Origin of the sequence: Streptomyces sp. CA-251387 (genome assembly GCF_050936625.1) — a bacterium.
Classification (GTDB): Bacteria; Actinomycetota; Actinomycetes; order Streptomycetales; family Streptomycetaceae; genus Streptomyces.
The window spans coordinates 8,428,787-8,453,025 of record NZ_JBNJMJ010000001.1 but is presented as its reverse complement, the minus strand read 5'-3'; the positions used below and the strand labels follow the sequence as shown (position 1 = coordinate 8,453,025).

The 24,239-nt window shown below is 71.2% G+C and carries 22 protein-coding genes and 1 pseudogene; 11 read left to right on the top strand and 12 right to left on the bottom strand.

Annotated elements, in window-relative coordinates:
- Position 1: 1 nt before the first annotated feature.
- Positions 2–673 carry a succinate dehydrogenase gene (locus ACQEV2_RS37540; RefSeq protein WP_433055085.1) on the bottom strand — a complete coding sequence of 224 codons (672 nt, stop codon included), beginning with the start codon at positions 671–673 and terminating at the stop codon, positions 2–4.
- 130 nt (positions 674–803) lie between these two features.
- Between ACQEV2_RS37540 and ACQEV2_RS37535 the strand changes: the two genes are divergently transcribed.
- Entirely contained in the window at positions 804–1,688 is an 885-nt protein-coding gene (locus ACQEV2_RS37535; protein ID WP_433052130.1) for a LysR family transcriptional regulator, read from the top strand.
- Positions 1,689–1,796: 108 nt separating this feature from the next.
- Here ACQEV2_RS37535 and ACQEV2_RS37530 read toward each other — a convergent pair whose 3' ends face one another.
- The 3 genes from ACQEV2_RS37530 to ACQEV2_RS37520 all read right to left on the bottom strand — a co-directional run bounded on the left by ACQEV2_RS37530 (position 1,797) and on the right by ACQEV2_RS37520 (position 6,105).
- Complete coding sequence (locus ACQEV2_RS37530) at positions 1,797–3,932, bottom strand: putative bifunctional diguanylate cyclase/phosphodiesterase (protein ID WP_433052127.1); 2,136 nt, start codon at positions 3,930–3,932, stop codon at positions 1,797–1,799.
- A complete protein-coding gene (locus tag ACQEV2_RS37525; RefSeq protein WP_433052124.1) occupies positions 3,929–4,741 on the bottom strand; it encodes an SAM-dependent methyltransferase in 813 nt (270 codons plus the stop codon). The genes ACQEV2_RS37530 and ACQEV2_RS37525 overlap by 4 nt, the downstream gene beginning before the upstream one ends.
- Positions 4,742–5,115: 374 nt before the next feature.
- Positions 5,116–6,105: an SCO0930 family lipoprotein gene (locus ACQEV2_RS37520; RefSeq protein ID WP_433052121.1), complete on the bottom strand. Its 990-nt coding sequence runs from the start codon at positions 6,103–6,105 to the stop codon at positions 5,116–5,118.
- Positions 6,106–6,438: 333 nt separating this feature from the next.
- Between ACQEV2_RS37520 and ACQEV2_RS37515 the strand changes: the two genes are divergently transcribed.
- From ACQEV2_RS37515 to ACQEV2_RS37505, 3 genes are all read left to right on the top strand, one after another.
- On the top strand, positions 6,439–6,978 hold the full coding sequence (locus ACQEV2_RS37515) for a hypothetical protein (RefSeq protein WP_433052119.1): 540 nt from the start codon (positions 6,439–6,441) through the stop codon (positions 6,976–6,978).
- A 15-nt stretch (positions 6,979–6,993) separates the two neighbouring features.
- Entirely contained in the window at positions 6,994–7,758 is a 765-nt protein-coding gene (locus ACQEV2_RS37510; RefSeq protein WP_433052116.1) for a DUF4239 domain-containing protein, read from the top strand.
- A 254-nt stretch (positions 7,759–8,012) separates the two neighbouring features.
- A complete protein-coding gene (locus ACQEV2_RS37505; RefSeq protein ID WP_433052113.1) occupies positions 8,013–8,522 on the top strand; it encodes a hypothetical protein in 510 nt (169 codons plus the stop codon).
- Positions 8,523–8,618: 96 nt separating this feature from the next.
- On the opposite strand, the gene ACQEV2_RS37500 is transcribed toward ACQEV2_RS37505, so the two are convergent.
- On the bottom strand, positions 8,619–9,119 hold the full coding sequence (locus tag ACQEV2_RS37500; protein ID WP_433052110.1) for a hypothetical protein: 501 nt from the start codon (positions 9,117–9,119) through the stop codon (positions 8,619–8,621).
- A gap of 330 nt (positions 9,120–9,449) precedes the next feature.
- Between ACQEV2_RS37500 and ACQEV2_RS37495 the strand changes: the two genes are divergently transcribed.
- Entirely contained in the window at positions 9,450–10,115 is a 666-nt protein-coding gene (locus ACQEV2_RS37495) for a class F sortase (protein ID WP_433052107.1), read from the top strand.
- On the opposite strand, the gene ACQEV2_RS37490 is transcribed toward ACQEV2_RS37495, so the two are convergent.
- Both ACQEV2_RS37490 and lysX read right to left on the bottom strand, forming a co-directional pair.
- Positions 10,112–10,969, bottom strand: coding sequence for a polysaccharide deacetylase family protein (locus ACQEV2_RS37490; protein ID WP_433052104.1), 858 nt, complete (start codon positions 10,967–10,969; stop codon positions 10,112–10,114). The two genes, ACQEV2_RS37495 and ACQEV2_RS37490, sit on opposite strands and share 4 nt — an antisense overlap.
- Before the next feature lie 117 nt (positions 10,970–11,086).
- Positions 11,087–14,365, bottom strand: a complete 3,279-nt coding sequence (lysX, locus tag ACQEV2_RS37485) for a bifunctional lysylphosphatidylglycerol synthetase/lysine--tRNA ligase LysX (RefSeq protein ID WP_433052101.1) — start codon at positions 14,363–14,365, stop codon at positions 11,087–11,089.
- Between the two features lie 88 nt (positions 14,366–14,453).
- Between lysX and ACQEV2_RS37480 the strand changes: the two genes are divergently transcribed.
- Both ACQEV2_RS37480 and ACQEV2_RS37475 read left to right on the top strand, forming a co-directional pair.
- Complete coding sequence (locus ACQEV2_RS37480; RefSeq protein WP_433052098.1) at positions 14,454–14,915, top strand: universal stress protein; 462 nt, start codon at positions 14,454–14,456, stop codon at positions 14,913–14,915.
- Positions 14,915–15,049 (top strand): hypothetical protein, encoded by a 135-nt coding sequence (locus tag ACQEV2_RS37475; RefSeq protein WP_433052095.1) that lies wholly within the window; start codon positions 14,915–14,917, stop codon positions 15,047–15,049. The genes ACQEV2_RS37480 and ACQEV2_RS37475 overlap by 1 nt, the downstream gene beginning before the upstream one ends.
- 11 nt (positions 15,050–15,060) lie before the next feature.
- On the opposite strand, the gene ACQEV2_RS37470 is transcribed toward ACQEV2_RS37475, so the two are convergent.
- Complete coding sequence (locus ACQEV2_RS37470; RefSeq protein ID WP_433052092.1) at positions 15,061–15,879, bottom strand: alpha/beta fold hydrolase; 819 nt, start codon at positions 15,877–15,879, stop codon at positions 15,061–15,063.
- 57 nt (positions 15,880–15,936) lie between these two features.
- Here ACQEV2_RS37470 and ACQEV2_RS37465 point away from each other — a divergent pair, with 57 nt between their 5' ends.
- Positions 15,937–16,410 (top strand): MarR family winged helix-turn-helix transcriptional regulator, encoded by a 474-nt coding sequence (locus ACQEV2_RS37465; protein WP_433052089.1) that lies wholly within the window; start codon positions 15,937–15,939, stop codon positions 16,408–16,410.
- Between the two features lie 12 nt (positions 16,411–16,422).
- Here ACQEV2_RS37465 and ACQEV2_RS37460 read toward each other — a convergent pair whose 3' ends face one another.
- A complete protein-coding gene (locus tag ACQEV2_RS37460; RefSeq protein ID WP_433052086.1) occupies positions 16,423–17,568 on the bottom strand; it encodes a CapA family protein in 1,146 nt (381 codons plus the stop codon).
- 211 nt (positions 17,569–17,779) lie between these two features.
- Between ACQEV2_RS37460 and ACQEV2_RS37455 the strand changes: the two genes are divergently transcribed.
- The 3 genes from ACQEV2_RS37455 to ACQEV2_RS37445 all read left to right on the top strand — a co-directional run bounded on the left by ACQEV2_RS37455 (position 17,780) and on the right by ACQEV2_RS37445 (position 19,786).
- Positions 17,780–18,328 carry a sigma-70 family RNA polymerase sigma factor gene (locus tag ACQEV2_RS37455; protein ID WP_433052083.1) on the top strand — a complete coding sequence of 183 codons (549 nt, stop codon included), beginning with the start codon at positions 17,780–17,782 and terminating at the stop codon, positions 18,326–18,328.
- 137 nt (positions 18,329–18,465) lie between these two features.
- The gene (locus ACQEV2_RS37450; RefSeq protein WP_433052080.1) at positions 18,466–18,981 is read left to right on the top strand and encodes a hypothetical protein; all 516 of its coding nucleotides are present in this window, start codon (positions 18,466–18,468) and stop codon (positions 18,979–18,981) included.
- A 151-nt stretch (positions 18,982–19,132) separates the two neighbouring features.
- Positions 19,133–19,786 carry a zf-HC2 domain-containing protein gene (locus ACQEV2_RS37445; protein ID WP_433052077.1) on the top strand — a complete coding sequence of 218 codons (654 nt, stop codon included), beginning with the start codon at positions 19,133–19,135 and terminating at the stop codon, positions 19,784–19,786.
- A gap of 5 nt (positions 19,787–19,791) precedes the next feature.
- On the opposite strand, the pseudogene ACQEV2_RS37440 reads toward ACQEV2_RS37445, so the two are convergent.
- The 3 genes and pseudogenes from ACQEV2_RS37440 to ACQEV2_RS37430 form a co-directional block, all read right to left on the bottom strand.
- A pseudogene (locus ACQEV2_RS37440) lies at positions 19,792–20,654 on the bottom strand (Fpg/Nei family DNA glycosylase).
- Between the two features lie 31 nt (positions 20,655–20,685).
- On the bottom strand, positions 20,686–22,761 hold the full coding sequence (locus tag ACQEV2_RS37435; protein ID WP_433052074.1) for a SpoIIE family protein phosphatase: 2,076 nt from the start codon (positions 22,759–22,761) through the stop codon (positions 20,686–20,688).
- Between the two features lie 90 nt (positions 22,762–22,851).
- A complete protein-coding gene (locus tag ACQEV2_RS37430; protein WP_433052071.1) occupies positions 22,852–24,102 on the bottom strand; it encodes a DUF6777 domain-containing protein in 1,251 nt (416 codons plus the stop codon).
- Between the last annotated feature and the right edge of the window lie 137 nt (positions 24,103–24,239).

The window sequence follows — 24,239 nt, the reverse complement described above, 5'->3', positions numbered from 1 at the left end:
TTCAGCTCACCACTCCGGTCATGACACCCACGGGTACGGCGATGAAGCCGGCCGTGAGCAGCAGCGCGAGGACGTTCGCGACGGTCCTGAGGGCGCGGTCGCGGGTGCGGCTGCCCGCGCCGAGGGTCTGGGCGGCGCTCCAGAAGCCGTGCCGGATGTGCAGGCCGAGGGCGAGCATCGCGACGATGTAGATGACGTTGCCGTACCAGGTGGAGAAGGTGTCCACGACGTTCTGGTACGGGTGGCCCTCCTGGAAGCCGCCGGAGTGCACGGTGCCGGTCGTCAGGTCCAGGATGTGCCAGACGATGAACAGGCCGAGGATGATGCCGCCCCAGCGCATGGTGCGGGTGGCGTAGGAGGCCCGCGGCTTCTTGTGCACGTACCTGCTGGGGCGCGCCTTGATGTCGCGGCGGCTGAGCTGGTACGCCGAGACCGCGTGGGCGACGACGGCGACGACCAGCACGACGCGGATCAGCCAGAGCGTCCACTCGTAGTGCATGAACGGCTCGCCGACCGTGCGCAGCCAGTGGCCGTACGCGTTGAACTCGCCCGCGCCGAAGTAGATCTTGAGGTTGCCGATCATGTGGGCGACCAGGTAGAGCAGCATGATCAGCCCGCTGACCGCCATCACGGTCTTCTTGCCGACGGTGGAGTCCCACACCGTGCGTGCCATGGACGGCCGTCGGTCCGTCCGCGTTGCCAGAGCCATGGCACATGACGCTAGGGCCGGACCACCGCATCGGTCCAAGACATGGTCCGGCTCGTTTCGATAGGCATCCCCTATGGAGGCCTACGCTGAGGCCATGCAGTTCCAGCAGCTCCAGTACTTCGTGGCGGTCGCCGAGACCCGGCACTTCACCCGGGCCGCCGATCTGGTGCATGTCGCGCAGCCCTCGCTGTCGCAGCAGATCAAGGCGCTGGAGCGGGAGTTGGGCGCGGATCTGTTCCTGCGGGCGCGCGGCAACATCACGCTGACGGACGCCGGGGAGGCCCTGCTTCCGCTGGCCCGGCGCATCCTGGCCGACGCGGACACCGCCCGGCACGAGGTGCAGGAGCTGGTGCAGCTGCGCCGAGGCCGGGTCCGGCTGGGCGCGACGCCGAGCCTGTGCACGGGCCTGCTCCCGGACGTGCTGCGCGCCTTCCACGACCGCTACCCCGGCATCCAGCTGCTGATCGAGGAGGGCGGCTCCCACGACCTGGTGCGGGAGCTCGCGCGCGGCGCCCTCGACCTCGCCCTGGTCGTCCTGCCCCTGCCGACCCCGTCCCCCGCGCTGACCACGGTGGAGCTGCTGCGCGAGGACCTGGTGGTCGTCTCCTCGCCCGAGGCCCCCCGCCCGGGCGGCGGCCGGCGCACCGTGCGCATCGCCGACCTGGAGGGCGAACGCCTGGTGATGTTCCGGCACGGCTACGACCTGCGCGAACTGACCGTCGCCGCGTGCCGCGCCGAGGGCTTCGAGCCGGACCTCGCCGTCGAGGGCGGGGAGATGGACGCGGTGCTGGGCTTCGTACGGGCGGGGCTCGGCCTCGCCGTCGTACCGCGCATGGTGGCGGCCCGGTCGGGTCGGGGGCTACGGGTCACCCCGCTGGCCCGGCCGGGACTGCACCGGACGATCGCGCTGGCCCACCGCAGCGATGTGGCTCCGCCGCGGGCCGCGCGGGAGTTGCAGCGGATGCTGCTGGAGCGGTGAGCTTTTGGCCACGGTGAGCTGTGAGCTTCACCCATCGTCTCCTGACCGGAACTCGGGCAGGGGGCCGGCCGCTAACCAGCCCCTCCCCGTCCCGTACCGACCCGCCGCTCAGCCCGTCGCGTCCACCAGCGCCAGTTCGTGCAGCCGCTCCGGTGGGCCCGGCCGGGCGTAGTACCAGCCCTGGGCCGTGTCGCAGCCCAGGATCCGCAGCTGCTCGGCCTGGGCGCCGGTTTCCACGCCCTCCACGGTCACGGCGAGGCTCAGGCTGTGGGCCAGGGAGACGATCCCCTCGACGATCTTGAGGTCGACGGGGTCGGCCGGGAACTGCTGCATGCTCTGGGTGAAGGAGCGGTCCAGCTTGAGGATGCTCACCGGCAGGCGCCGCAGGTTGGCGAGGTTGGAGTAGCCCGTGCCGAAGTCGTCCAGCGCGATGTCGACGCCCATCTCGGCCAGCCGGCGCAGGGGTTTGAGCAGGTCGTCGTCGGCGCCGATGAGGGCCGACTCGGTGACTTCCAGGCAGAGCGAGTCCGGTGTCACGCCCGCGCGCTCCAGGATGTCCACCGTGTCCTGGACCAGCCCGGGATGGGTGAGCTGGCAGGGCGAGAGGTTGACGTTGATGCGCAGCGGGCCCGCATCGTCGTGGCGTTCTCGCCACTCGCGCGCCTGACGCACCGACTGTTCCAGGACCCAGCGGCCGAGCGGAACGATGAGGCCCGTGTGCTCGGCGAGCGGGATGAACCGGTCCGGGCCCAGGACGCCGTGCTGCGGGTGCAGCCAGCGCACCAGGGCCTCCGCGCCGCGCACGCTGCCGTCGCCGAGATGGACCAGCGGCTGGTACTCGATGAAGAACTCGCCCCGGTCCAGGGCCGTCGGCAGCGCCGTGGTCAGCCCGTGCCGGGTGATGGCGCGGGCGTCGGCCTCCGGGTCGGCCAGCTCGAAGCGGTTGCCGCCCGCCGACTTGGCCCGGTACATGGTGATGTCGGCGCTGCGCAGCACCTCCGCCGGGCTGCGCTCCCCGGCCGGCCCCTCGACGATGCCGATGCTGCCGCGGACGGTCAGCTCCCGGCCGTCGATGCTGATCGGGGCGATCAGCGCGTTCATGATCCGGGCGGCGAGTTCGTCGACCTCGCGCTCGGTGTCGGGGCCGGTGGTCAGCGCCACGAACTCGTCGCCGCCGAGCCGCGCGACCATCTCGCCGGGCGCGGTGGCGCAGGACTGCAGCCGGTCGGCGACCTCCACGAGCAGCCGGTCGCCGGCCGCGTGACCGAGGCTGTCGTTGACGGTCTTGAAGCCGTCCAGGTCGAGGTAGCACAGCCCGAACCGCTGTCCTTCGCCGGCACCCAGTGCCTTCTCCAGGCGTTCGAAGAAGAACGTGCGGTTGGGCAGGCCCGTGAGGGCGTCGTGCGTGGCCTCGTAGCGCAGCCGCAGGTTGAGCAGGCGCCGCTCGGTGGTGTCCTCCATCAGGGCCAGCTGGTACTGCGGGTTGCCGTCGGGGTCGCGCAGCAGGGAGACCGTGAGGTTGGTCCACAGGACGGTTCCGTCAGGGCGGTAGAAGGCCTTTTCGAGGTGGTAGTGCTCGCGCTCGCCGCGCACGAGTTCGTCGTAGAGGTGCCAGGTCTGCGGCGCGTCCTCGGGGTGGGTCCACTCCTTGACGTTACGGCTGCGCAGCGCCTGCTCGGAGATGCCGAACATGCGCAGCAGCGCGCCGTTGACCTGGAGGATGTTGCCCTCCAGGTCGGCGATGCCGATCCCTATCGCGGCGCCCTCGAAGACCGCGCGGAAGCGGGCCTCGGTGGCGTGCAGCGCCTGCGCGACGACGCCCTGCGCCTTGAGGGCGGCCGCGGAGATCGCCTCCTGCTCGGCCAGCGTGCGCTCGCGCAGCGCCTGGGCGAACCCGGCGGCCATGGCGTGCTGCAGCCGCGAGGAGCGCGCCCGCAGGTCCTCCTGGTCGCCGTCGGCGCCGCAGTAGAGCACGAGGTAGGCCTCGACGCAGTCCAGCGAACGGCTGAGCGCCTCGGGGTCGGTGCAGTGCGCGGCGACGAGTGCGGCGCCGACCGCTTTGCCCTCGTTCGCGTCGAAGGTCCTGGCCCTGAGCGCCTCGCTCAACCGCCGGGCCAGCGGCAGCAGTTGCTCCTCGAACTCCGGCCGGGTCGACGACGTCGAGGTCACCGGGAAGACCGCCCGGCTCCAGATCGTCGCGAACCGGCGCAGTCTGTCCTCCGGCCCGTCCGGCCCCGCGCTCACGCCGTACGCCCCACGCCGGCGAAACCGGAGAAGGCATACGGATCCTCGTCCTCCGATGCGGTGTCCGGCCGCCAGCGCGGCATCGGCACCAGTCCGGGTTCCACCATGTCGTACCCCTTGAAGAACCGCGCGATCTCGTCGCGCGAGCGCATGATCAGCGGGTTGCGAATGTCCCTGTATACGTCGACCGTGCCCTTGGCCCGCTCCTCGGGCAGCGGGATTCCCTCGTACGAGGCATGCGTGAGCACCAGCATGCTGCCGGGTGCGAGCGCGTCGCGCAGCTCGGCCACCGCCCCGTACGGGTCGTCCTCGTCCTCCACGAAGTGCAGTATGGCAACGAGAAGCAGGGCGACTGGCCGGTTCAGGTCGATGAGTCGCTCGACCGCGGAACTGCTCAGGATGTCCTGGGGCTTGCGGAGGTCGGCGGCGACGACGTCGGTCCTGTCGTTGCCCGCCAGGACGGCCTGGCTGTGCGCGACGGCGACCGGGTCGTGGTCGACGTACACCACATGCGCGTCGGCGCTGGCCTTCTGGGCCACCTCGTGGACGTTGCCGAAGGTCGGGATGCCGGAGCCGATGTCCAGGAACTGGGTGATGCCCTCGTCGATGGCGAAGCGCACCGCGCGGCGCATGAACGCCCGGTTGGCCTGCATGATCTTGGGGAGTCCCGGCATGAACTCCATGGCCTTGCGGGCCGCTTCCCGGTCGACCTCGAAGTTGTGCGATCCGCCCAGGTAGTAGTCGTAGATCCGCGAGACGCTGGGCACCGAGATGTCGATGCTCCGTGGGGCCCAGGCGGGACGCTCCATCTATCTCTCCAAGGCTCAGGCGATCCGGTGTTCGAGCTGAGGCTACTGATCGCCCGCCAAAGGAGCGAGCGGAAACGGAAATTGACCATCCGTTCCCGGTCACTGCCAGCGGCACGTGCCGAATTGATGCCCCCGCGCACCCTCTGCGAAAAGCTTCCGAAGAGTTCCGCAGAGTGCCGAACGATGCTGAAAGAGGGTGAAGAATACCGGTGAATGACGGCAAACCGGTCCGCCCCCTGCGCGTGGAGCTCAGGGGGCGGACCGGTGGGTCGGGCGCGCCGTCCGTTCGTCCGGCACTCTCGCTGTCTTCGTCCCTCCCTTCCGTGGTCGGTACTCGGCTGGGTGAGGCGATCAACCCTGGGGAGGTGTGATCTCTACTGCTCCGGCGCGCCGACCGGCTTGCCGTCGGGGCGGATGGCGAACCAAGTGCCGCCGACGCCCTGACCGTTGGTGTCGCCGGGCTTCTTGTCACCGGCGAAGGTGTAGATCGGCACACAGTCGATGGTCTGCTGCTTGATGCCGTCGGGGCGGTCGAAGACCACGTAACCCTGCCCCCTGGGACCGGACCCCTTCAGATCGATGCCCTCGGTGTCGTCGGCGTCGACCGGGGCGATGACCGGCCACTTCTCCAGGCACTCGCCGGTGCACGCCGTCTTCATCGGCCAGGGCGAGTCCTTCATGAAGCGGTAGACCGTGTGGCCGTTCTTGTCGATGACGATCTCGCCGAGCTTGGGGTCGTTGCGCGTGGACAGACCGGGCAGATCGGCGGCCTCGGCGCCACCGCCGCCCTGGGCCTTCTTGCCGGTGGGGGCGAGCGCGTACCAAGTTCCGCCCACGCCCTGGCCATTGACGTCACCGGCCTGGGTGTCCTTCGCGAAGCGGTAGGCCGGCCAGCCGTCGATCGTCAGCTGCTTGGTGCCGTCGGACCGGGTGACCGAGCCGAGCAGCGACTCGTCGATGCCGGCACCGGCCGTGGCGTCGTCCGCGGGGACCGGCGGCCACTTCTTCGCGCAGTCGCCGTCGCAGTTCGACTTGGGCGGCTCGGCGGTGTCCTTGTCGAAGCGGTAGAGCGTCAGACCGGAGCTGTCGGTCAGCACCTTGCCGAGTTCCTGGTTGGTGGAAACGGAGAGTTCACCGGCGGAGGCGGCCCCCGCGGCCGCGCTCTCCTGGCCGGCCGCGCCGGCGTCGTAACCGGATCCGTTCCCGAGGCCGGTGCCGGCGCTTCCGTAATCACCGGCCGCGGCCGTGGCACCCACGTTCTGGCTGCTCGCCGGCGGCGCGGTTTCCGAGCCACATGCCGTCGTCAGCGCCAGCACAGCCACGGCGCTCACCACGAGCGAGGCGCTCCGCCACGAGGTCTTCATCGTCAACTCCCCATAATCACAAGGGTGTTGCAGCGCCCTGCTGCGCCGCCGCACGACATGGGGTACGCACGGGAGCCACGTGCGTGTTCAATCGACGCACAAATTTCTTTCGGAAAGCTGTGAAGACCACGCGTATCAGGCCTGTGATTCGCACAGGCATACGCCTCGACGGTCACACCCGCGCCCACCGATCAAACCTTTCGAGGGCCGTACGTCGCCCGTTCGAGGCAATCCGCCCGCGCTCCGGCGTGTGGGACCCGGACGGGGCTCAGGATCTTCGTCGTGCATGGACTCGAACCGACCCAATCCAACCTGGCAGCAAGGTGGTTGTCGGTGGCCGCGCTGACCTGGCTCCTGGTGGCGGCGCCGGCGGGTGCGGCATCGGCCACCGTCTGCGCGTACGCCGACACGGGCCCGGACGGTGCCACGGCCGTGGCGGTCGTCGGGAACCTCACCTGGCCGCCACCCACCCAGTGCCCGGTGCCGACGCCCAGCCCCACTCCGACCCCGACCCCCACCCCGGACCCCGCCCCCACGCCGACGCCCACACCCACGCCCACCCCGAAACCCGAGCCCCCGCCACTCCCACCCCCGCCGCCTCCGCCACCCCCTCCGCCACCGGCTCCCCAGCCCGCGCCGCCTCGCGCCCAGCCGGCCCCACCCCCCGCACCGACGCCGACACCCACCCCGCCCCCCACGCCGAAGCCGTCGGCCGAACCCACCCCGAGTCCATCCATGACCCCCGTGCACTACCCGCCTTACCGCGCCACCCCGCACCGGCGGGCGCCGCACGACGCCCCCTCACCCCTCACCTTCGTCCTGCTCATCGCGGCGCCCGCGATCGCCGCCGTCGCCGCACTGCGGCCGCGCTGACCCTGGAGGCTTCTGTTGCCGGAATGGCTTGTTCTCACCCTCGCGATGCTGGCCGCCTGCGCCGTGGTGGTCCTCATCACCCTCGTACGGCACCGCACGGCCCCCGAGGACGAGGATCCCTCCGAGACCCCGGACGTCATCGAGTACATGACGATGTGGATCGGTGTGGTGTACGCCATCGTCCTGGGCCTGGCCATCGCCGGCGTGTGGGAGGGCCGCAGCGCCGCCCAGGACCACGTCCAGGCGGAGGCCGTCGCGCTGCACGAGATCTCGGAACGGGTCAGGGTCTATCCGGACGACGTCCGTGAACGTATTCGGGACGATGTCAACGCCTATGTCGGACACGTCGTCACCACCGAGTGGAAGACGATGGCGGACGACGGCCGGGTCACCGACCGCGGCGCCGAGCTCTTCCAGCGCATCCGCGAGGACGTCACCGACTACGAGCCGAGGAACGACTTCGAGGCGCAGTCCTACCAGCCGCTCGTCGACCAGGTGACCGCCGCCGACCAGGCACGCAACGCGCGGGCGAACTCGACCGGGGAGACCATGCCGGGCGTGGTGTGGTTCGGGCTGCTCGCCGGCGGAATCGTCACCATCGGAATGGTGTTCGCCCTGCAGATCCGGCGCACCCCCCGCGAGCTGGTCCTCGCCGGGCTGTTCTCGGCGCTGATCGCTTTCCTGCTCTTCCTCATCTGGGACTTCGACGCACCGTACAGCCGTGGCGTCACGGCATCGGCGGAGCCGTTCCTGGACCTCTTCCCGCACGTCAAGGGCTGACGGGCCCTCACCTGACGGGACGCCGGGGGACGGCAGCGCACGCCGGCCGTGGCGCTCGGCGCACGGCCGCCACGCCGCTGCCGTCCCCCGGTCGCGGGAACACCGTCCCCTGAGCGGCCCACACGCTTGCCCCATTCGTACGACAGCGATCGCGCAGGTGTGCGCACCTTTTTAGCGTTCCGATCATCGAGGTGCATGTCAGGCGCAAGCGGAAAAGGTCCGCAGCTGCTCCTCGGGGACCCGGAGGAAACACCATGCGCGCGATACGCGTCGCTTCGGCCGCACTGCTGGGCGTCAGCGCCCTCGCCCTGACCGCCCCCACCGCCCAGGCCCGCGGGGACACCGAAGGTTTCCGGGTCGATGTGCTGCCCTCCACCATCGCCCCCGGTGGACAGGTCACGCTGCACGCGACGGGCTGCGAGCAGAGCGTCAGCGTCTCGTCGGGGGTGTTCGACACGGTCATCATCCCCCGCGGGCGTACGTCGGCCAGGGCCGTGGTGGACTGGGACGCCAAACCGGGTGCCGTGTACGAGGTGTCGTTCCACTGCGGCACGTTCTGGCAGGACGTCGACCTCACCATCGCCGGCGGCCGGCACGTCACACCTCCGCACTGGGACAAGGGCGTGCAGGCAGGTGACGGCGGCAGCCTGGCCGACCTGAACCTGAAGGAGATCGGCCTCGGCGCCGCGCTCATCTCGGCCACGCTGGCGACGGCGTACCACCTCTCCCGGCGCCGCGGCGGCGAGGAAGGCGACGGCGCCTGACAACACCGCCCGCACACAGACCTTCGCCCCGGATCCCCTCAAGGGGCCGGGGCGAAGGTCTGTGAACGTGCGACCTGTCTGAAGAGGGGCAGCGGTTCAGGTCCGCTTCTCCGCCCGCCGCCGCATCCAGAACACCCCACCACCGATGACGGCCACGGCAATGAGCCCACCTCCGATGGCCATGTCGGTCGGCGTCGCGCCGGTGGCCGTGCTGCCGCCCAGACCGCCGCGGACGCCGCCGATGACGGTGAAGGCGTTCGGGTGGGTCAAGGGCCGGCCGGCGCCGGTGCAGTGGACCGTGATGCTGTGCGCACCCGTCCGCGCGTGGCGGTCGATGATTGCAGTGCCTTTGGCAGTGCTGCCGCCGACTGGGGTAAGCGTCGTGGCGGGGAACGCGTCCGAGGTCGCGGTGCCGCCTCGTGGGCAGCCGTCGACGGTGATGGTCAGCTGCGCGCCGCGCGCGATGACGCTGGGCAGGGCGACGATGTTGCTCGGTCCGACGGGCGGCATGCCGTCCCGCGCGACGGCCGCCGGGGCGGCGAGTCCGAGAGCGGCGACCGCGGTGGCGGCGGCCGCCAGGGCACGAGTTCTACGCATGTGATCCTCCGCGGAAGACGCCCCGGGACCCGTCCCCGGTCGATCGGCGAGAAAGCGCCTCCCAGAAAGACCCTCAGATGCGGTGCCCGAGGCCGCATTTCGGCGATGGTCCGTCCTGGTGAGAGGACACGCCGACCGATGAGCCCACAATCGGAATTGCCGCAGGTCACACACCGTCAGAATTTTCAGGCCGGTGGCAACTCGGATGGCGCACGGGAAGAATGCGGGCCACCCGTTCGCACCCGCCCCGTCGCCGGTTGCGCGCACCGGACTTAGCGTTTTCGTATGCGCGAACGGCGTGGCGACGGCCGCGTCGAGAGGGGAAGGCGAATGTACGGGTCCGAGCTGGCCGAAGAGGAGGAGCGGCGGAAGAAGCGCGCTCCTTGGGGCGTGATAGCGCTTGTTCTGCTGACCGGTCTCGCACTCGTTCGCAATGGCTCGGGCGAATTCGACGTGGGGCCGCCGCAGCCCGCGTCGGCGGCCGCCCCCGACAACGGCCAGGTGCGCGGCAGCGTCTTCGCCGGTGCCGTGCAGCCGCTGCCGTACGCCATGCCGGAGCGGGTCCGGATCGACTCGATCCAGGTGGATGCGCCGATGATCCCGGTCGGCCTGGACGCGGACGGCTGGGTCGGCGCGCCACCGCCGGAGGACCCGAACCTGGCGGGCTGGTTCACCGGGTCCGTGTCTCCCGGTGAGAAGGGCACGGCGGTGGTCGTCGGCCATGTCGACAACAATCAGGGCCCCGCCGTGTTCTACGGTCTCGGGGCCCTCAAGCCGGGCAATCGCGTCGAGGTATCCCGGCAGGACGGAAAGACGGCCGTGTTCCAGGTGTACGGCGTCGAGGTCTTCGAGAAGAACAACTTCCCCGGTGACCGGGTCTACGCCTCGAAAGGGAGCGCCGAATTGCGGGTCATCACCTGCGGCGGCGGCTTCTCCAAGCAGAACGGATACGACGGGAACGTCGTCGCTTTCGCCAGTCTGGTCGAGGTCCGCTAGGTGTACTTCCGCTCAGGGACGGTGACGAAATACCCGGAGTCCAGCAGCTCCGGCAGATAGGTGCGCAGGGCCAGGACGCTCTGGGAGCGGTCGCCCCCGGCGTCGTGCGAGAGCACCACGACGCCGGGGGCGGCGCCGTGCTCGACCCGATGAATGATCGTGCGGGTGCCGGGGCTCATCCAGTCGAGGGTGTCGACGGTCCAGGCCAGCGGTTCCATGCCCAGTTCGGCGCCCAGTTGGAAGGTGGCACGGTTCCAGGCGCCGTAGGGTGCGCGGAACCAGGCGGGGCGTTCGCCGTACGTCTCCTCGACGATGTCGCAGGTGCGCTCCATCTCGGCGCGGATCCGGGCGCGGCTGAGCCGGGTGAGCAGCGGGTGGGACCAGGTGTGGTTGCCGACGACATGGCCCTCGTCGGCCATCCGCGCCACGAGGTCCTTGTTCTCGGCGACCATCTCGCCGCACACGAAGAACATGGCGCGCACGTCGTAGTCGCGCAGGGTGTCCAGGATGTGCGGCGTGTAGCGGGCGTCGGGTCCGTCGTCGAAGGTCAGCACGATGGTGCGGCCCCGCCCGGACACGCGCAGAAACGGCCGGTGCCGTACGAGGGGCCGGCGGGGCGCCACGCGGGGCGGGCCATAACCCGTCAGGGGCTCGAGGCGGTAGGTGGAGGGCTTGAGCGCCCGGTGCGGCTGGGGGCCCGTGGCAGGGAGGGCGGGCCGGACCGGCTCCTCGCCCGCGAGCGTCGCGATCACTCCGGCGATGCCCGCGGTGCCGGCGGCTCCGGCGGCGACGGCACCGGCGAGCAGCGCGCGGCGCCGCGTGAGCGGACGGGTGAGCGACTGATCCTTCGTCATGAATGATGAGTCGCCCGGCGGAGGACCGTCGCACCACGTCGACACCGGTACGGCGGCAGGAAAACGCCCGGGCGGGCCAGCTCCGGTTGCGCCGGCCGCAAGTCCTCTGACGTGGTGTCAGCGGCGGCGGACGAGCGGGAACGGCAGGGTCTCGCGGATCGTCAGGCCGGTGAGGAACATGACCAGCCGGTCGACGCCGACGCCGAGGCCGCCGGTGGGCGGCATGGCGTACTCGAGGGCGTCGAGGAAGTCCTCGTCCAGCTCCATCGCCTCGGGGTCTCCGCCGGCCGCGAGCAGGGACTGGGCAGTGAGGCGCCGGCGCTGTTCGACGGGGTCGGTGAGCTCGGAGTAGGCGGTGCCGAGTTCGGTGCCGAAGGCGACGAGGTCCCAGCGCTCGGCGAGCCGGGGGTCCTCGCGGTGCTGGCGGGTGAGCGGGGAGACGTCGGTCGGGAAGTCCTTGTAGAAGGTGGGCAGCTGGGTCTTCTCCTCGACGAGCCGCTCGTACATCTCCAGCACGATGTCGCCATGGCCGTCGTCGGCGGTGTACGGCACGCCCGCGCGGTCGCAGTGCCGGTGCAGCCTGAGTAGTTCCGTGTCGGGGCCGATCTCCTCCCCCAAGGCCTCGGAGATGGCGCCGTACACCGTCTTGACCGGCCACTGCCCGGAGATGTCGTACTCCGTGCCGTCCTTGCGGGCGGTAGGCGAGCCGAAGGCGGCGGTCGCGGCGCCCTGGACGAGTTCGCGGGTGAGGTCGAGCATCACGTCGTAGTCGGCGTACGCCTGGTAGGCCTCCAGCATCGTGAACTCGGGGTTGTGCTTGTAGGAGACGCCCTCGTTACGGAAGGTGCGGCCCATTTCGAAGACCTTCTCCAGGCCGCCGACGCACAGGCGCTTGAGGTACAGCTCGGGTGCGATGCGCAGGTAGAGGTCGAGGTCGTAGGCGTTGATGTGGGTGTGGAAGGGGCGGGCGTTGGCGCCGCCGTGGATCTGCTGCAGCATCGGCGTCTCGACCTCGAGGAAGCCGCGCTCCAGCAGGCCCTGGCGCAGGGCCTGGACGGCGGTGGAGCGGGCGCGGACCACGTCGCGGGCGGCGGGGCTGGAGACCAGGTCGAGGTAGCGCATGCGGACCTTGGCCCCGGGGTCGGCGAGGCCGCGGCGCTTGTCGGGCAGGGGGCGCAGGCACTTGGCCGTCAGCTGCCACGAGGTGACGAAGACGGTCGGTTCGCCCTTGTCGCTGATGCCGGCCAGGCCGGTGGCGGTGATGAGGTCGCCGATGTCGGTGTCGGCGGTGAAGCGGTCGAGTCCGGCGTCGGAGTCCTTGCGGGTGAGGGCGAGTTGGTGGTCGCCGGACCAGTCGCGCAGGACGGCGAAGACGATGCCGCCGAAGTCGCGCACCAGCATGATCCGGCCGGCGACGGTGACCCGCTCGCCCTCGCGGACGTCGGCGAGGGCATGGGTGCGGGCCGGGATGCCCACCGGGTAGGGGTCGGTGCCCTGCGCCCGCAGCCGGTCGAGGGTGTGGTGCCGGATGCGGACCTGCTCGGGCAGGCCCGCATCCGGCCCGGCCGCCCCGGCCTCGTCCCCTCCGGCGAGGCCGAGTGCCGCCAGCGAGGGCAGTCCTTCGGTGGTCGCGGGACGCGGTCCGTTGCGCGAGTGCCCCTTTCTGAGGAGTTTGCGCAGCGACGGTACGGAGACGAATCCCTCGGCGATGCCGGAGGCGAGGCCGATCCGGGCCAGGGAGGCGGCCTCGCCGTAGCAGAGGAAGCGCGGGAACCACCGCGGCCTGTACTTGGCGTTGGAGCGGTAGAGGGCCTCCAGCTGCCACCACTTGGAGAAGAACAGCAGCAGACGCCGCCACAGCCGCAGCACGGGTCCGGCGCCGATCCGGGCGCCCTCTTCGAACACCGAGCGGAACACGGCGAAGTTCAGCGAGATCCTGCGGATGCCCGTCTTCGGCGCCGCCGCGCACAGCTCGGCGACCATGAACTCCATGACGCCGTTGGGGGCGCCGCGGTCACGGCGCATCAGGTCCAGGGAGATGCCGTCCTTGCCCCAGGGCACGAAGGAGAGCAGAGCGAGCAGCTCGCCGTTCTCGCCGAGGGCCTCGACGAGGAGACAGTCGCCGTCGGCCGGGTCGCCGAGGCGGTCGAGGGCCATGGAGAAGCCGCGTTCGGTCTCGGTGTCGCGCCAGGCGTCGGCCTTGCCGATCACCTCCTCCATCTCCGTCTCGGTGAGGGCGCGGTGGCGGCGGATACGACAGTGGGCGCCGGTGCGGCGGACGCGGTGCACGGCCTGCCGGGTGACCCGCATGTCGCGGCCGTCGAGGTCGAAGTCCGGCACGTGCAGGATCGCCTCGTCGCCGAGCTGGAGGGCGCCGAGCCCCCCGCGCGCGTAGGCCCGGGCACCGTCCTCGGAGGCGCCCATCGCGGCGGGTACCCAGGCGTAACGGCGGGCCAGGTCCAGCCAGCCGGCGATGGCGTGCGGCCAGGCCTCCCGGTCGCCGACCGGGTCCCCGCTGGCGAGGCACACCCCGGCCTCGACGCGGTAGGTGACGGCGGCCTTGCCGCTGGGTGAGAAGACGACGGCCTTGTCGCGCCGGGTGGCGAAGTAGCCGAGGGAGTCCTGGTCGCCGTACGCGTTGAGCAGGGCGCGGATGCGGGCCTCCTCGTCGTCGTGCAGGGCGGCCTCCATGCGCTGCGAGCGGAACAGCGTCGCGGCGGCGTTGAGGAGGGCGAGCGCGCCGAACAGGCCGAGCAGGAAGTACAGGGGGCGGGGTGGCCGCCCGTCGTAGGTGGCGCCGGAGACGAGGCCGCCGCAGACCCGGTCGGCGGCCCACGCCAGGCGCTGGCCGCGCGGCAGCGTGCCGGGGAACAGCTCGACCAGTCCCCAGCCGACCAGGATGCCGATGACGAGCCCGACGGCCAGGACGCCGAGGGCACGGCGCAGGGCGGCGCGGCGGGAAGCGGCGTAGAACTCCTTGCGGGCGACGATCAGCAGGGCCAGGGCGAGGGCGCACACGACGAGGGAGGGGACGGAGTCGGCGTAGTAGCCGAGGGCCGCGCCGAGGGCGTCGGTCAGGACGAGCAGGCCCAGATAGACGACGACCAGCCACCAGGCGACCTTCTTGCGGGCCGCGGTCGCGGCGGCGAGCAGGAAGAGGAAGACGGCGTACGCGAGGTTGGCGCTGACCGGCACGATGATCTGGTCGAGGGCGCGCACGACCGGGCGGAGCGCGGTGCGCAGCGGGGGTATGAGGGCCAGCAGGGCGCAGAGCAGTCCCAGGGCCCCGAAGAAGGTCGCGAAACCCTCCGGCACCCTGCTGAGAAAGCCGTTCCCGGGCGGCCGTGTCCGGCCCGCGGTGTCCTTCGCCGGGGCGGCCTCCACGGTGGCACTCATGTTCCGAGGGTAGGAAGCCCCCGGCCCGCTCGCCCGTCGAGCGCCCTGCCCGGCGGCGGGACCTGCGGGTTCCGATAGCCTCCGTGCCGTGACGGAACAGCACTCGCACCAGTTCGAGCGGGGCACGGACGGGCCCAAGGTCATCGTGGTCGGGGTGGACGGCTCCGACTCCTCGCTCCGTGCGGCGGCCTACGCCGGTGGCCTCGCCCGGCGGCAGCACGCGCTGCTCGCCGTCGTGTACGTGCAGCCGGTGATGGGGGCGGGCGCGGCCCTCGGAGCGCCGGTCGCGGAGACCACCAACGAGATCGCCGAGGACCTGATCGCCCAGATCCGGGACGCGACCGAGCGCGTCAAGGGGATATTCGACGTCCGCTGGGAGTTCCACACCTTCCAGGGCGACCCCTACAGCGGCCTGGTGAAGGCGGCGGACGACCTGAAGGCCGACGCCGTGGTGGTAGGCGCCTCGGAGCAGGCCGGGCACCGGATCGTGGGTTCCGTCGCGGTGCGGTTGGTGAAGGCGGGGCGGTGGCCGGTGACGGTGGTGCCGTAGTGGCGTACGCGCGGTTCGTGCACTGCCTGTACGACGACCCGGCGGAGCGCGGCACGGTGTGGCTGCGGCTGCGGCTGCGGCTGGAGCCTGCGTCGCTCAGCGTGCGGGACCTGAGTTCCGCGGTCGCACGCTGAGCCGACAGACGTCAGAGGGTGCGCAGGAAGTCGAGCAGGATGCCGTTGAATTCCTCGGGCTTCTCCAGGTTCAGGTAGTGCCCGACGCCGTCGATGACCTCGGCGCGACCCTTGCTGACGGTGCCGGCGAGCCGTTCGGCTGCCGCGAGCATGTCGTCGGGTTCCAGGCCGCCGTTGAGGGTGAGCAGCGGAACGGCGATCTCTGCCGCCCGGGCGAAGGTGTCGGTCACGGGCACGGACCAGTCCTTCTCGTCGGGCGTGTGCTTGGCGAGCGTGTGGCGGCCCATCTCCCGCACCCTGCCCAGGATGTCCGGGTCGATGTCGTCGACGGTCCGGTGTTCGCCGGGTACGTACCGCACGAAGGCGTCGAGCCAGCCTTCGATGTCGCCGGCGGCCAGGGTGCGCGCCAGTTCGGCCTGGATCCCGCGGGTCCAGGTGTCCGTGTACTGGAATTCTCCGGTCGCGGCGCCGCAGGTGACCACCGCTCGGACGAGGTCGGGATGCTCCAGCACGGTGTTGGTGGCGATCAGCCCGCCCATCGACACGCCGACCAGGACCGCGGGACCGGCCTCGAGGTGCCGCAGCAGGCCGGCGAGGTCGTCGGCCCAGCGGAAGGGCTCGCTCGCGTTGGCGGACCAGCCGTGGCCGCGGACGTCGGCCGCGATCACTCGGTGCCCGGCGTCGACGAGGGCCGGTATCTGGCCATCGAAGAGGCGGTGGTCGACGTAACCGGCGTGGAGCAGCACCACGAGGTCGCCCGCGCCGCTCTCGCGGTAGGCGAGCTCGCCGTCGGTGGACGTGAAGTAGCTGAGTTCCGAAGCAACTGTCATGACAACCAAGGTGTCATCTTCGGGGCAGTTTGGCAACCGAGGTGTCATGATGGTCCGGTGAACGACTCCGCCAAGCCCCTCTCCCCCGACGATCTCGGCCACCGGGTCAGCGAGGTGTTCGACCTGATCGGCGCGCTGTACCGACGCGGCCTGCGCAAGCTCGAACAGGGCGAGGAGATCGAAGGGGTGTCCGTCGGCGTGCGCTCCGTCCTGGGGCTGCTGCACAGATACGGCCCCATGACGGTCCCTCAGATGGCCCGGGTCATGGCGCTGACCCGGCAGTTCGTGCAGCGCATGGTCAACGACGCGGCAGGCAGGGGCTGGGTCGAGGCCACCCCCAATCCCGCGCACCAGCGGTCCTCGCTGATCCGGATCACGGATGAGGGCGAGGCCGTCATCACCGCGATCCTCGCGCGCGAGCACGCCCTGAACCGGCAGGTCGGCGGCGATCTGACCGACGGAGAGCTCCGGGCGTGCGTGCGCGTGCTGAAGGAGATGCTGAAGACCTTCGACCACGTGGAGATGGACTGACCGCCCTCGGCGCTACTTGCCCATCACAAGCCCGTCGTCCCCCGCCCCCCGGCTCAGCACGACCTCCCGGATCCGGTCCCGCACCCCGCGCAGCTCGGCGCCCTGGGCGAGGGCCCGGTTGAGGTTGACCACTCGGCCGGCGTCGATGTCGAACAGCTGGGGGATGAACTCGGCCTTCTTCACCTCCCAGCGACCGCCCTTCTCGGCCGGCGGGGTGAAGGTGAAGCGGGCGAGAGTGGACTGGTTGCCGCGGGGGTCCTGGACGCCCTGCTCGTTGTACATCGCGCCCGCGACCTGGTCGCCCATGCCGTAGACCACCCAGGTCCCGTTGACCTTCTCGTACGCCTGGGGCACATGGGCGTGGGTGCCTAGGATCAGGTCGATGTCGGGGCGGTCCCCGGTCTTCGCGGCCGTGAGCTCGCGGGCGAGGGTCACCTGTGTGTCATCGGGGGCGTCCTGCCACTCGGTGCCCCAGTGCATCGAGACGACGACGACGTCGGCGCCCGCCTTCCGGGCGGCGCGGGCGTCCGCCAGGATCTTCTTCTCGTCGATCAGGTTGACCGCCCAGGGCTGCCCCGGCGGCAGCGGGAAGCCGTTGACTCCGTAGGTGTACGCGAGATGCGCGACCTTGGCCCGGCCCGCGCGCAGCACCGTCACCGAGCGCGCCTCGCCCTCGGTGCGCGCCGTGCCCGCGTGCCGTACGCGCGCCTCGTCGAGGGCGTTCAGGGTGCGCAGGATGCCGGCGGCTCCGTCGTCGAGACTGTGGTTGGAGGCGGTCGAGCAGCCGTCGTAGCCGGTGGCGGCGACCCCCCGGGCCACCTCCGGCGGGGACTTGAAGGTGGGGTAGCCGGTGTACTGGCCGTCGGCGCCGTAGACGGTCTCCATATGACACAGCGCCAGATCGGCGCGGGAGACGACGGGTTCCACGCCGGCGAGCATCGGGCGGAAGTCGTAGCCGGAGCCACCCGCGTCGAAACGCGCACGGTCGATGACCGAGGTGTGCGGGAGGATGTCGCCGGAGGCGACGAGCGTGAAGTCGCGGGGGCCGGCGGAGGGGCCTTCTTGCCCCGGAGCCTTGCGGTTGTCGGCCTGGCAGGCGGCGCCTGCAGCGAGGACAGCCGTCAGAGCGAGGGCCACAAGTCGACTGCGTGCAATCATCTGCTCACCCCGTGTGGTCGTATTACCCACCAATACGTATGAAACCGGGCACGACCGCAAACAATCAGACCGCCTCCGTTAGCCCGTCTGGCGTGCCCCGAATAGGCGGAAGGGACCGTTCGTCGTACCGTTCGCCGACGCGATCGACCGTCCGCCGCAGATCCGTGTGTGTGCTCTGTCCCACAACGGCCGCCTGCGATGCCATACGGCCATGACGGCCGGAACCACCCTCATGACTGGGACGACGACCGCCGAGCACGAGCTCGCCGCGCTGCAGCGCGAGCACGGCCGGCCCCTCTTCGCGCTGCTGCTCCGGCTCTGCGACGGCGACCGGCAGCGCGCCGAGGACCTCGTGCAGGAGACGCTGGTGCGCGCCTGGCAGCATCCCGAGGCGTTGCGCGCGGACGACTTCGACTCCGTACGACCGTGGCTGCTGACCGTCGGGCGGCGGCTCGCGATCGACGCGCGGCGGGCCCGGCAGGCGCGGCCGCCGGAGGTCGGGGACGCGATCCTGGAGAACGCGCGGGTGATCTCCGACCACGCCGAACGGGCCGCGGAGATGCTCGATGTGCGCGAGGCTGTGAAGACACTCACTCCGGAGCACCGTGAAGTTCTGGTGCTCGTGTACTTCCAAGGGGCGAGTGTTGCGGAGGCCGCGGAAACCCTGGGTATTCCGCCCGGTACGGTGAAGTCCCGCGCTTACTACGCGCTGCGCGCCCTGCGCAGAGTGCTTCCGGGATACGCGGCCGACCTGCGGTGAAACCAATGGCTTAGTCAAACCTCCGTAAAGCGCCTTGCTGCGGACCCCGGTTGAGTAATCGGCTGTCCTCATCCGTGTTCCGGACTGGGGCCCGGGCGCTCGGGCGATGCGCACGCACCGGAGGAAGGCAGGAAGGGATGCTGCACAGAGGTCAAGAGAGCACGGACGGCACCGGCGGCGGTGAACTCACCGTCCCCATGGCGTGGTTGTACGCCGAGTACATCGCCGACGAGCTGCTGCGGACCGGCGATCTGATGCCGCCGACGTCCTTCGAGTTCCGCGCCGGGCGCGACGCCCTGGCGCTGACCATCTTCCTGTCCGACACCGAGGGCGAGCTCTCCGGCATCCGGGTCGTCACCCAGCTGGAGACCTGGCTGTCGCTGACGGCGTACGACCAGCCGTGGCAGGACTGGGTGCGCGAGCGCATGGCGGGCCTCGCGGCCGAGGCGGTCGAGTCGGGCGGGCCCGCACCCGACCTGGAACTGGCCGAGGCGGCCTGGCGCTGGCTGCAGGAGACCGAGCTGCTCGCACCCGATCTGAACGCGGTGCCGGGCGGCGGTGCGCTGATCGGTGAGGACGAGGGGCCGAAGGTGTGGACGCCGGCGTGGCAGCTCGGGCTGCCGCTCGGGCATCTCGCCATCCATCTTTTTTGAGTTCTTCTCTCCCCGGACCAATCCTCGGCGCCGACCGCTCCGAATCCTCTGGTTGCGATTCTGCGCGGGGCTTGAGTGATTCGACTGTCTGGTGCGTACCAGTGGGTGCACGGAGTAACCCACCCCGCACCCAACGGCACGAGGATTCGGCATGAGGTCCCTGGAGAGGCATCGCGACGTCGCCGCGTACGCGCTCGGCGTGCTGAACGAGGCGGAGGCGTTCCGCTTCGAGGACCACCTCATGGAGTGCCCGCGCTGCGCGGCACACGTGACCGAGTTCGGGCCCGTCACCCGCCAGTTGATGCTGTACCGGCGGTCGACGCCCCAGTTCGTGCACCCGATGGCCAAGCCCGGCCCGCAGATGCTGAACCGGCTGCTCGAAGCGGTGGCGGCCCGCCATCGCGCGCTGCGCCGGCGCACGCTCTACGCCGTGGCGGCCTCGGTCGTGATCGCCCTCGCCGGGCCCGCGGTCGCGATGATGGCGGGCGGCGGCGACGCGGCTACACAGGTCGTCGAGGCGACCGACGCACGGTCGGGTGTGTGGGCCCAGGTCACGACCGAGAACGAGGCCTACGGCAGCCAGGTGGAACTGAAGGTCAAGGACGGCGCCGGTCCGCGCGCCTGCCATCTGATCGCCGTCGGCCGGGACGGCTCGGAGGAGACCGTGACCAGCTGGTCCGCCGCCCACCACGACGCCCGGGAGAACACCATGACGGGCGCCTCGGCGATGCACGCCGACGAGATCGTGCGGTACGAGGTGCGGACGGCGGGCGGGGAGCATCTGGTGACGCTGCAGGCGCGTTAGGGCTCCTACTTCAGAAGTCTGGACAACCTGCGGTCGGCCAAGGGCTTGCCGCCCGTCTGGCAGGTCGGGCAGTACTGGAGCGAGGAGTCGCTGAAGGAGACCTCGCGGATGGTGTCGCCGCACACCGGGCACGGCTCGCCGGTGCGGCCGTGGACGCGCAGGCCGCTCTTCTTCTCGGCCTTCAGGCGTCCGGCCGCCACCCCGCGTGAGCGCTCGACCGCCTCGGTGAGGGTCGTCCGCAGGGCCTCGTACAGCGTCTGCGTCTCCTCGGGTGTCAGTGACGCCGCCAGCTTGAACGGGGACATCTTCGCCGCGTGCAGGATCTCGTCGCTGTAGGCGTTGCCGACCCCGGCGATGAGGCTCTGGTCCCGCAGGGCGCCCTTGAGTTGGCGGCGCTCGTCCTTCAGCAGGGCCGCGAAGCGCGCCTGGTCGAAGTCGTCGGCGAGCGGATCCGGTCCGATCCGGGCCAGGCCCGGAACCTGCTGCGGGTCCGCCACGACGTACACCGCGAGCCGCTTCTGCGTGCCCGCCTCCGTCAGGTCGAAGCCCGCGCCGGTCTCCAGGGCCACGCGCATCGCGAGGGGGCCCTTGCCGGGGCGGGGCAGGCCGCTGGGGAGCTGGTCCTTCCAGTGGAGCCAACCCGCGCGGGCCAGGTGGGTCACCAGGTGCGGGCCGTCCGCCGTGGCGAGGTCGAGGAACTTGCCGTACCGGTGTACGGCGGTGACCTCGTGGCCCTCGACGGCCGTGACCGGGGGTCGTACGTCTTCAGGACACTGATCGCGACGGGCAGCACCCGGACGATCTCGTGGCCGACCAGGTGCTCGGTGAGGAAGTCCTTGAGCGCTTCGACCTCGGGGAGTTCCGGCATACGTCAAGAGTGCCACCGGGGACGGCTGTGTTCAGCTGCTCTCCGGCACCAGGAACTCGCACCACACCGCCTTGCCGCCACCCCGGGCCTCCACGCCCCACACGTCCGTGAGCAGGTCGACGAGGAGCAGGCCGCGGCCTGAGACGCCGGACTCTCCCGCCTCGCGGCGGCGTGGCAGGGCGCTGGAGGAGTCCTCGACCTCGACGCGGAGGCGGCGTTCGGAGCCGGTGAGGACCCGCAGGGTCACGATGGCGGAGCCCTCGGTGTGCATCAGGGCGTTGGTGATGAGTTCGTCGGCGACCAGCTCTATCTCGTCGGCCCGGTCGGTGGCGCCCCAGGCGCGCACGGCGGCACGGATCATGTGCCGGGCTCCGGTGAGGGCCTCGGGGTCGCCGGGGGCTACGTGCTGCTGGAGGCGGCCGCCGGACTGCGGGGCATCCAGGACGCGGCGGCGCAGCAGGAGCAGGGCCACGTCGTCGTCGCCGCCGCGTTCCTCGGCCACGTCGATGAGGCGGTCGGCTAGGTCCCGTACGTCGTCCGGGCCGGTGGCGATGAGCGCGGTGAGGGTCTGCATGCCGTCGTCCAGGTCGACGCCGGGCTGTTCGACCAGGCCGTCGGTGCACAGCAGCAGGGTGTGGTCGGGGTCCAGCTCGATGGTGCCGACCGGGTATTCGAGCCGTCCGAACTCCGCGGACAGGCCGAGCGGCAGCCCGCCCTCGACCGCGACGCGACGGCAGGCGCCGCCGGGCTCCCGGATCAGCGGGTCGATATGGCCGGCGCGGACCACCTGAACGACTCCGGTGGACAGGTCGGCCTCCGCGTACAGGCAGGTGGCGAAGCGGTCGGTGTCCAGTTCGTGCAGGAACACGGAGGCGCGGGCCATCACGGTGGCCGGGGTGTGTCCCTCGGCGGCGTAGGCGCGCAGGACGATCCGCAGCTGGCCCATGACGGCGGCGGCGTGGGTGTCGTGGCCCTGGACGTCGCCGATGACGGCGCCGACTCGGCCGCCCGGCAGCGGGATCAGGTCGTACCAGTCGCCGCCGATGTCCCGGCCGAGGGAGCCGGAACGGTAGCGGACGGCGACGTCGGCGCCGGGCACGCTGGGGATGGTGCGCGGCAGCATGGCCTGCTGGAGGCCGGTGGCGAGGTCCTTCTCCTGCTCGTAGAACATGGCCCGCTGCAGGCTCTGCGCGATGCTGCTGCCGAGGGCGACGAGCACGTTGCGCTCCTCGGTGGTGAAGCCGCGCCGGTCGCTGTAGAGCAGGCCGATGGCGCCGATCGGCCGGGCCTGGGCGATCAGCGGCATGTAGGCGGCGGACGTGATGTTCAGGTCGGTGATGTGCGGCCAGAGGACCGGGTAGCAGTCCGCGAACTCCTCCGGCGACTCGATGAAGCGCGGGGTGAGGGTCCGGACGACCTCGCTCATCGGGTACTGCTCGTCGATCCGGGTGACCATGGTCCCGGGCACGAAGCTGCCCGCGGGGCCCTCGGCGACCAGCCGGATGCGGCCGGCCTCGACCAGGCCCATGACCAGGCTGGTGGCGCCGAGGTGGGTCAGGCCGTGGGTGTCCTTGAGGACGTCGATGACGTCCTGGACGGTGCGGGCATGCGCCAGGGCGGCCGTGGTGAGCTGGACGACGTTGGTCTGGTGACGGCGGGCCTCGTCGTCGGCCGCCTGCTCACGGCGCTCCTCGCTCTCGGCGAGTTCGTCGGTGGCGTCGCGGACGATGCCGATGATGCGGCGCGGGCGGCCCGTCTCGTCGCGGCGGATGTAGCCCTGGGTGTGGGTCCAGCGCAGGGTGCCGTCGCGGCAGCGGATGCGGAAGTAGGCGCCGTAGTTCTCGCTGCCGTCCTTCATGGCCTGGGAGACCAGACCGTCGAGCCGGTAGGCCTCCGGCGGCGGCACCCGTATCGCCAGGGTCGCGGGGTTTCCGTCGTATTCGTCGGGGCGCACGTCGAAGACCTCGTGGGCCTGGGCGTCCATGTGGAACAGGCCGCTGTCCAGGTCCCAGTCGAAGGTGCCCATGTGGTTGAGCGCCAGGATCGGATCCGGGTGGGCGGGCCAGTCGTCCGGGAGTGACAGGGCGCTCGCTCCCCGATCAACCATGGGGCCACCTTGCCAGGGTTTGCCGGATTCTTCGACTGGGGTGACAGAACCGGTTTCGTTCGGTGCCCCGGACCGCGTCCCGGACCTCGCTCAGCTGTGGAAGACGTCGGTGGGGCTGCCGAAGACGGCGGTGTCGGAGGTGCCCGGCTCGTCGGGGATCAGCCCACCGCCGTCGGGGAGGTCGGGGCTGTCCGGGACGGCCTCGGGGCCGGTCTGCTCCGAGGAGCCCGGGGAGGTCTCCGGTTCCGTGCCGGAGTCGGGAGCGCTGGGCTCTTCGGGCGACTCGGGCGTGCTGTGGGGGTCGACGGTGGGGGGCGACGCCGTGGCGGTGGCGCTGGGGCAGTCGAGGGGACCGGTGCCCGGTGTGTCCGACGACGGCTTGGTCAGCGTGCCGTCGGTGGCGCCCGGGGTGAGGGTGGCCGCCGGGGTCACGCAGTCGGCCCGCGATGTGCCCGGAGAGGTACGCCCACCGGATGGGGCCGTGCCCTCGTCCGTGGGGGACCCGCTCTCCTCGCCGGACGAGGTGCTGTCGTGCGGGTGCGGGACCGGGGTCGGCGTCACCGGCTTCGGTCGCGGCAGGACGTGGTCGCGGTCGTGTCCCTGATGGCCGACCGGCCGCTCGATCCACGTGTTGTCGGCGACGTTGATGATCGTGATGTCGGTGATCACCTGGACCGTCGGGGCCACCACGACCACCTGGTCCGGCCGGTATCCGGCCCAGGACCGACCCCTGGTGCGCGCGCTGCCCGGCAGGTGGGCGGCCGGGGTGAGCGGGTTGCCGCAGGCGCAGCGGACGCGGGGCACACCGTGGTCGTCGACGAGGACGGCGGTGCCCGCCTGCAGGACGGACTGGTAGCCGGTCCCACGGCCGTCGCGGAACCCGTGGTTGGTGACCCGGGTGTCGGCGCGCAGGACGACCGAGGTCAGGCCGCGCAGATAGCCGGGGATCGACGCCTGGGGGATGCCCGCGGCCCGGGCGAAGACGCGGGCCCGGGCCCGGTCGGAGGTGAGGTGGTCGATCTGCCGCCGCACGTCACAGCTGCTGGTTCCCCGGGTGCCGCCGTAGAGGCCGGGCGTTCCACCGGACAGGGCCTGCGGCCCGGTCCGCCGCGACTGCGACGGCTCGGGCGTCCGGGTGACCGGGGACGGGACGGCCGTCGAGGTCGCCGTGGAGTCGGTGAAGGGATCCGGCCCCTTGGCCGCCGCGGGCTCGAGGAGGACTTCCCCGCTCGATTCCGTGCCCTGGCTCTCGTCGCCGCCGCATCCGGCGACGAGGAGCGCCGCCGAGAGCGCGCCGGCCGTGACGATGGCTCCGGTGGATGGCCGCACCACGGTCCGCATCACGTCCTCCCGCCGGTTTTGGGCAGTTCGCCACCATTGTCTGCTTCACCCGCTCGGGTTACGCAAGTGGAGAGGTGGTATACGGAGAGTCACGCCGGTCCGAGTCGCATGAGCCTCCGGCGCGACAATGAAGAAGG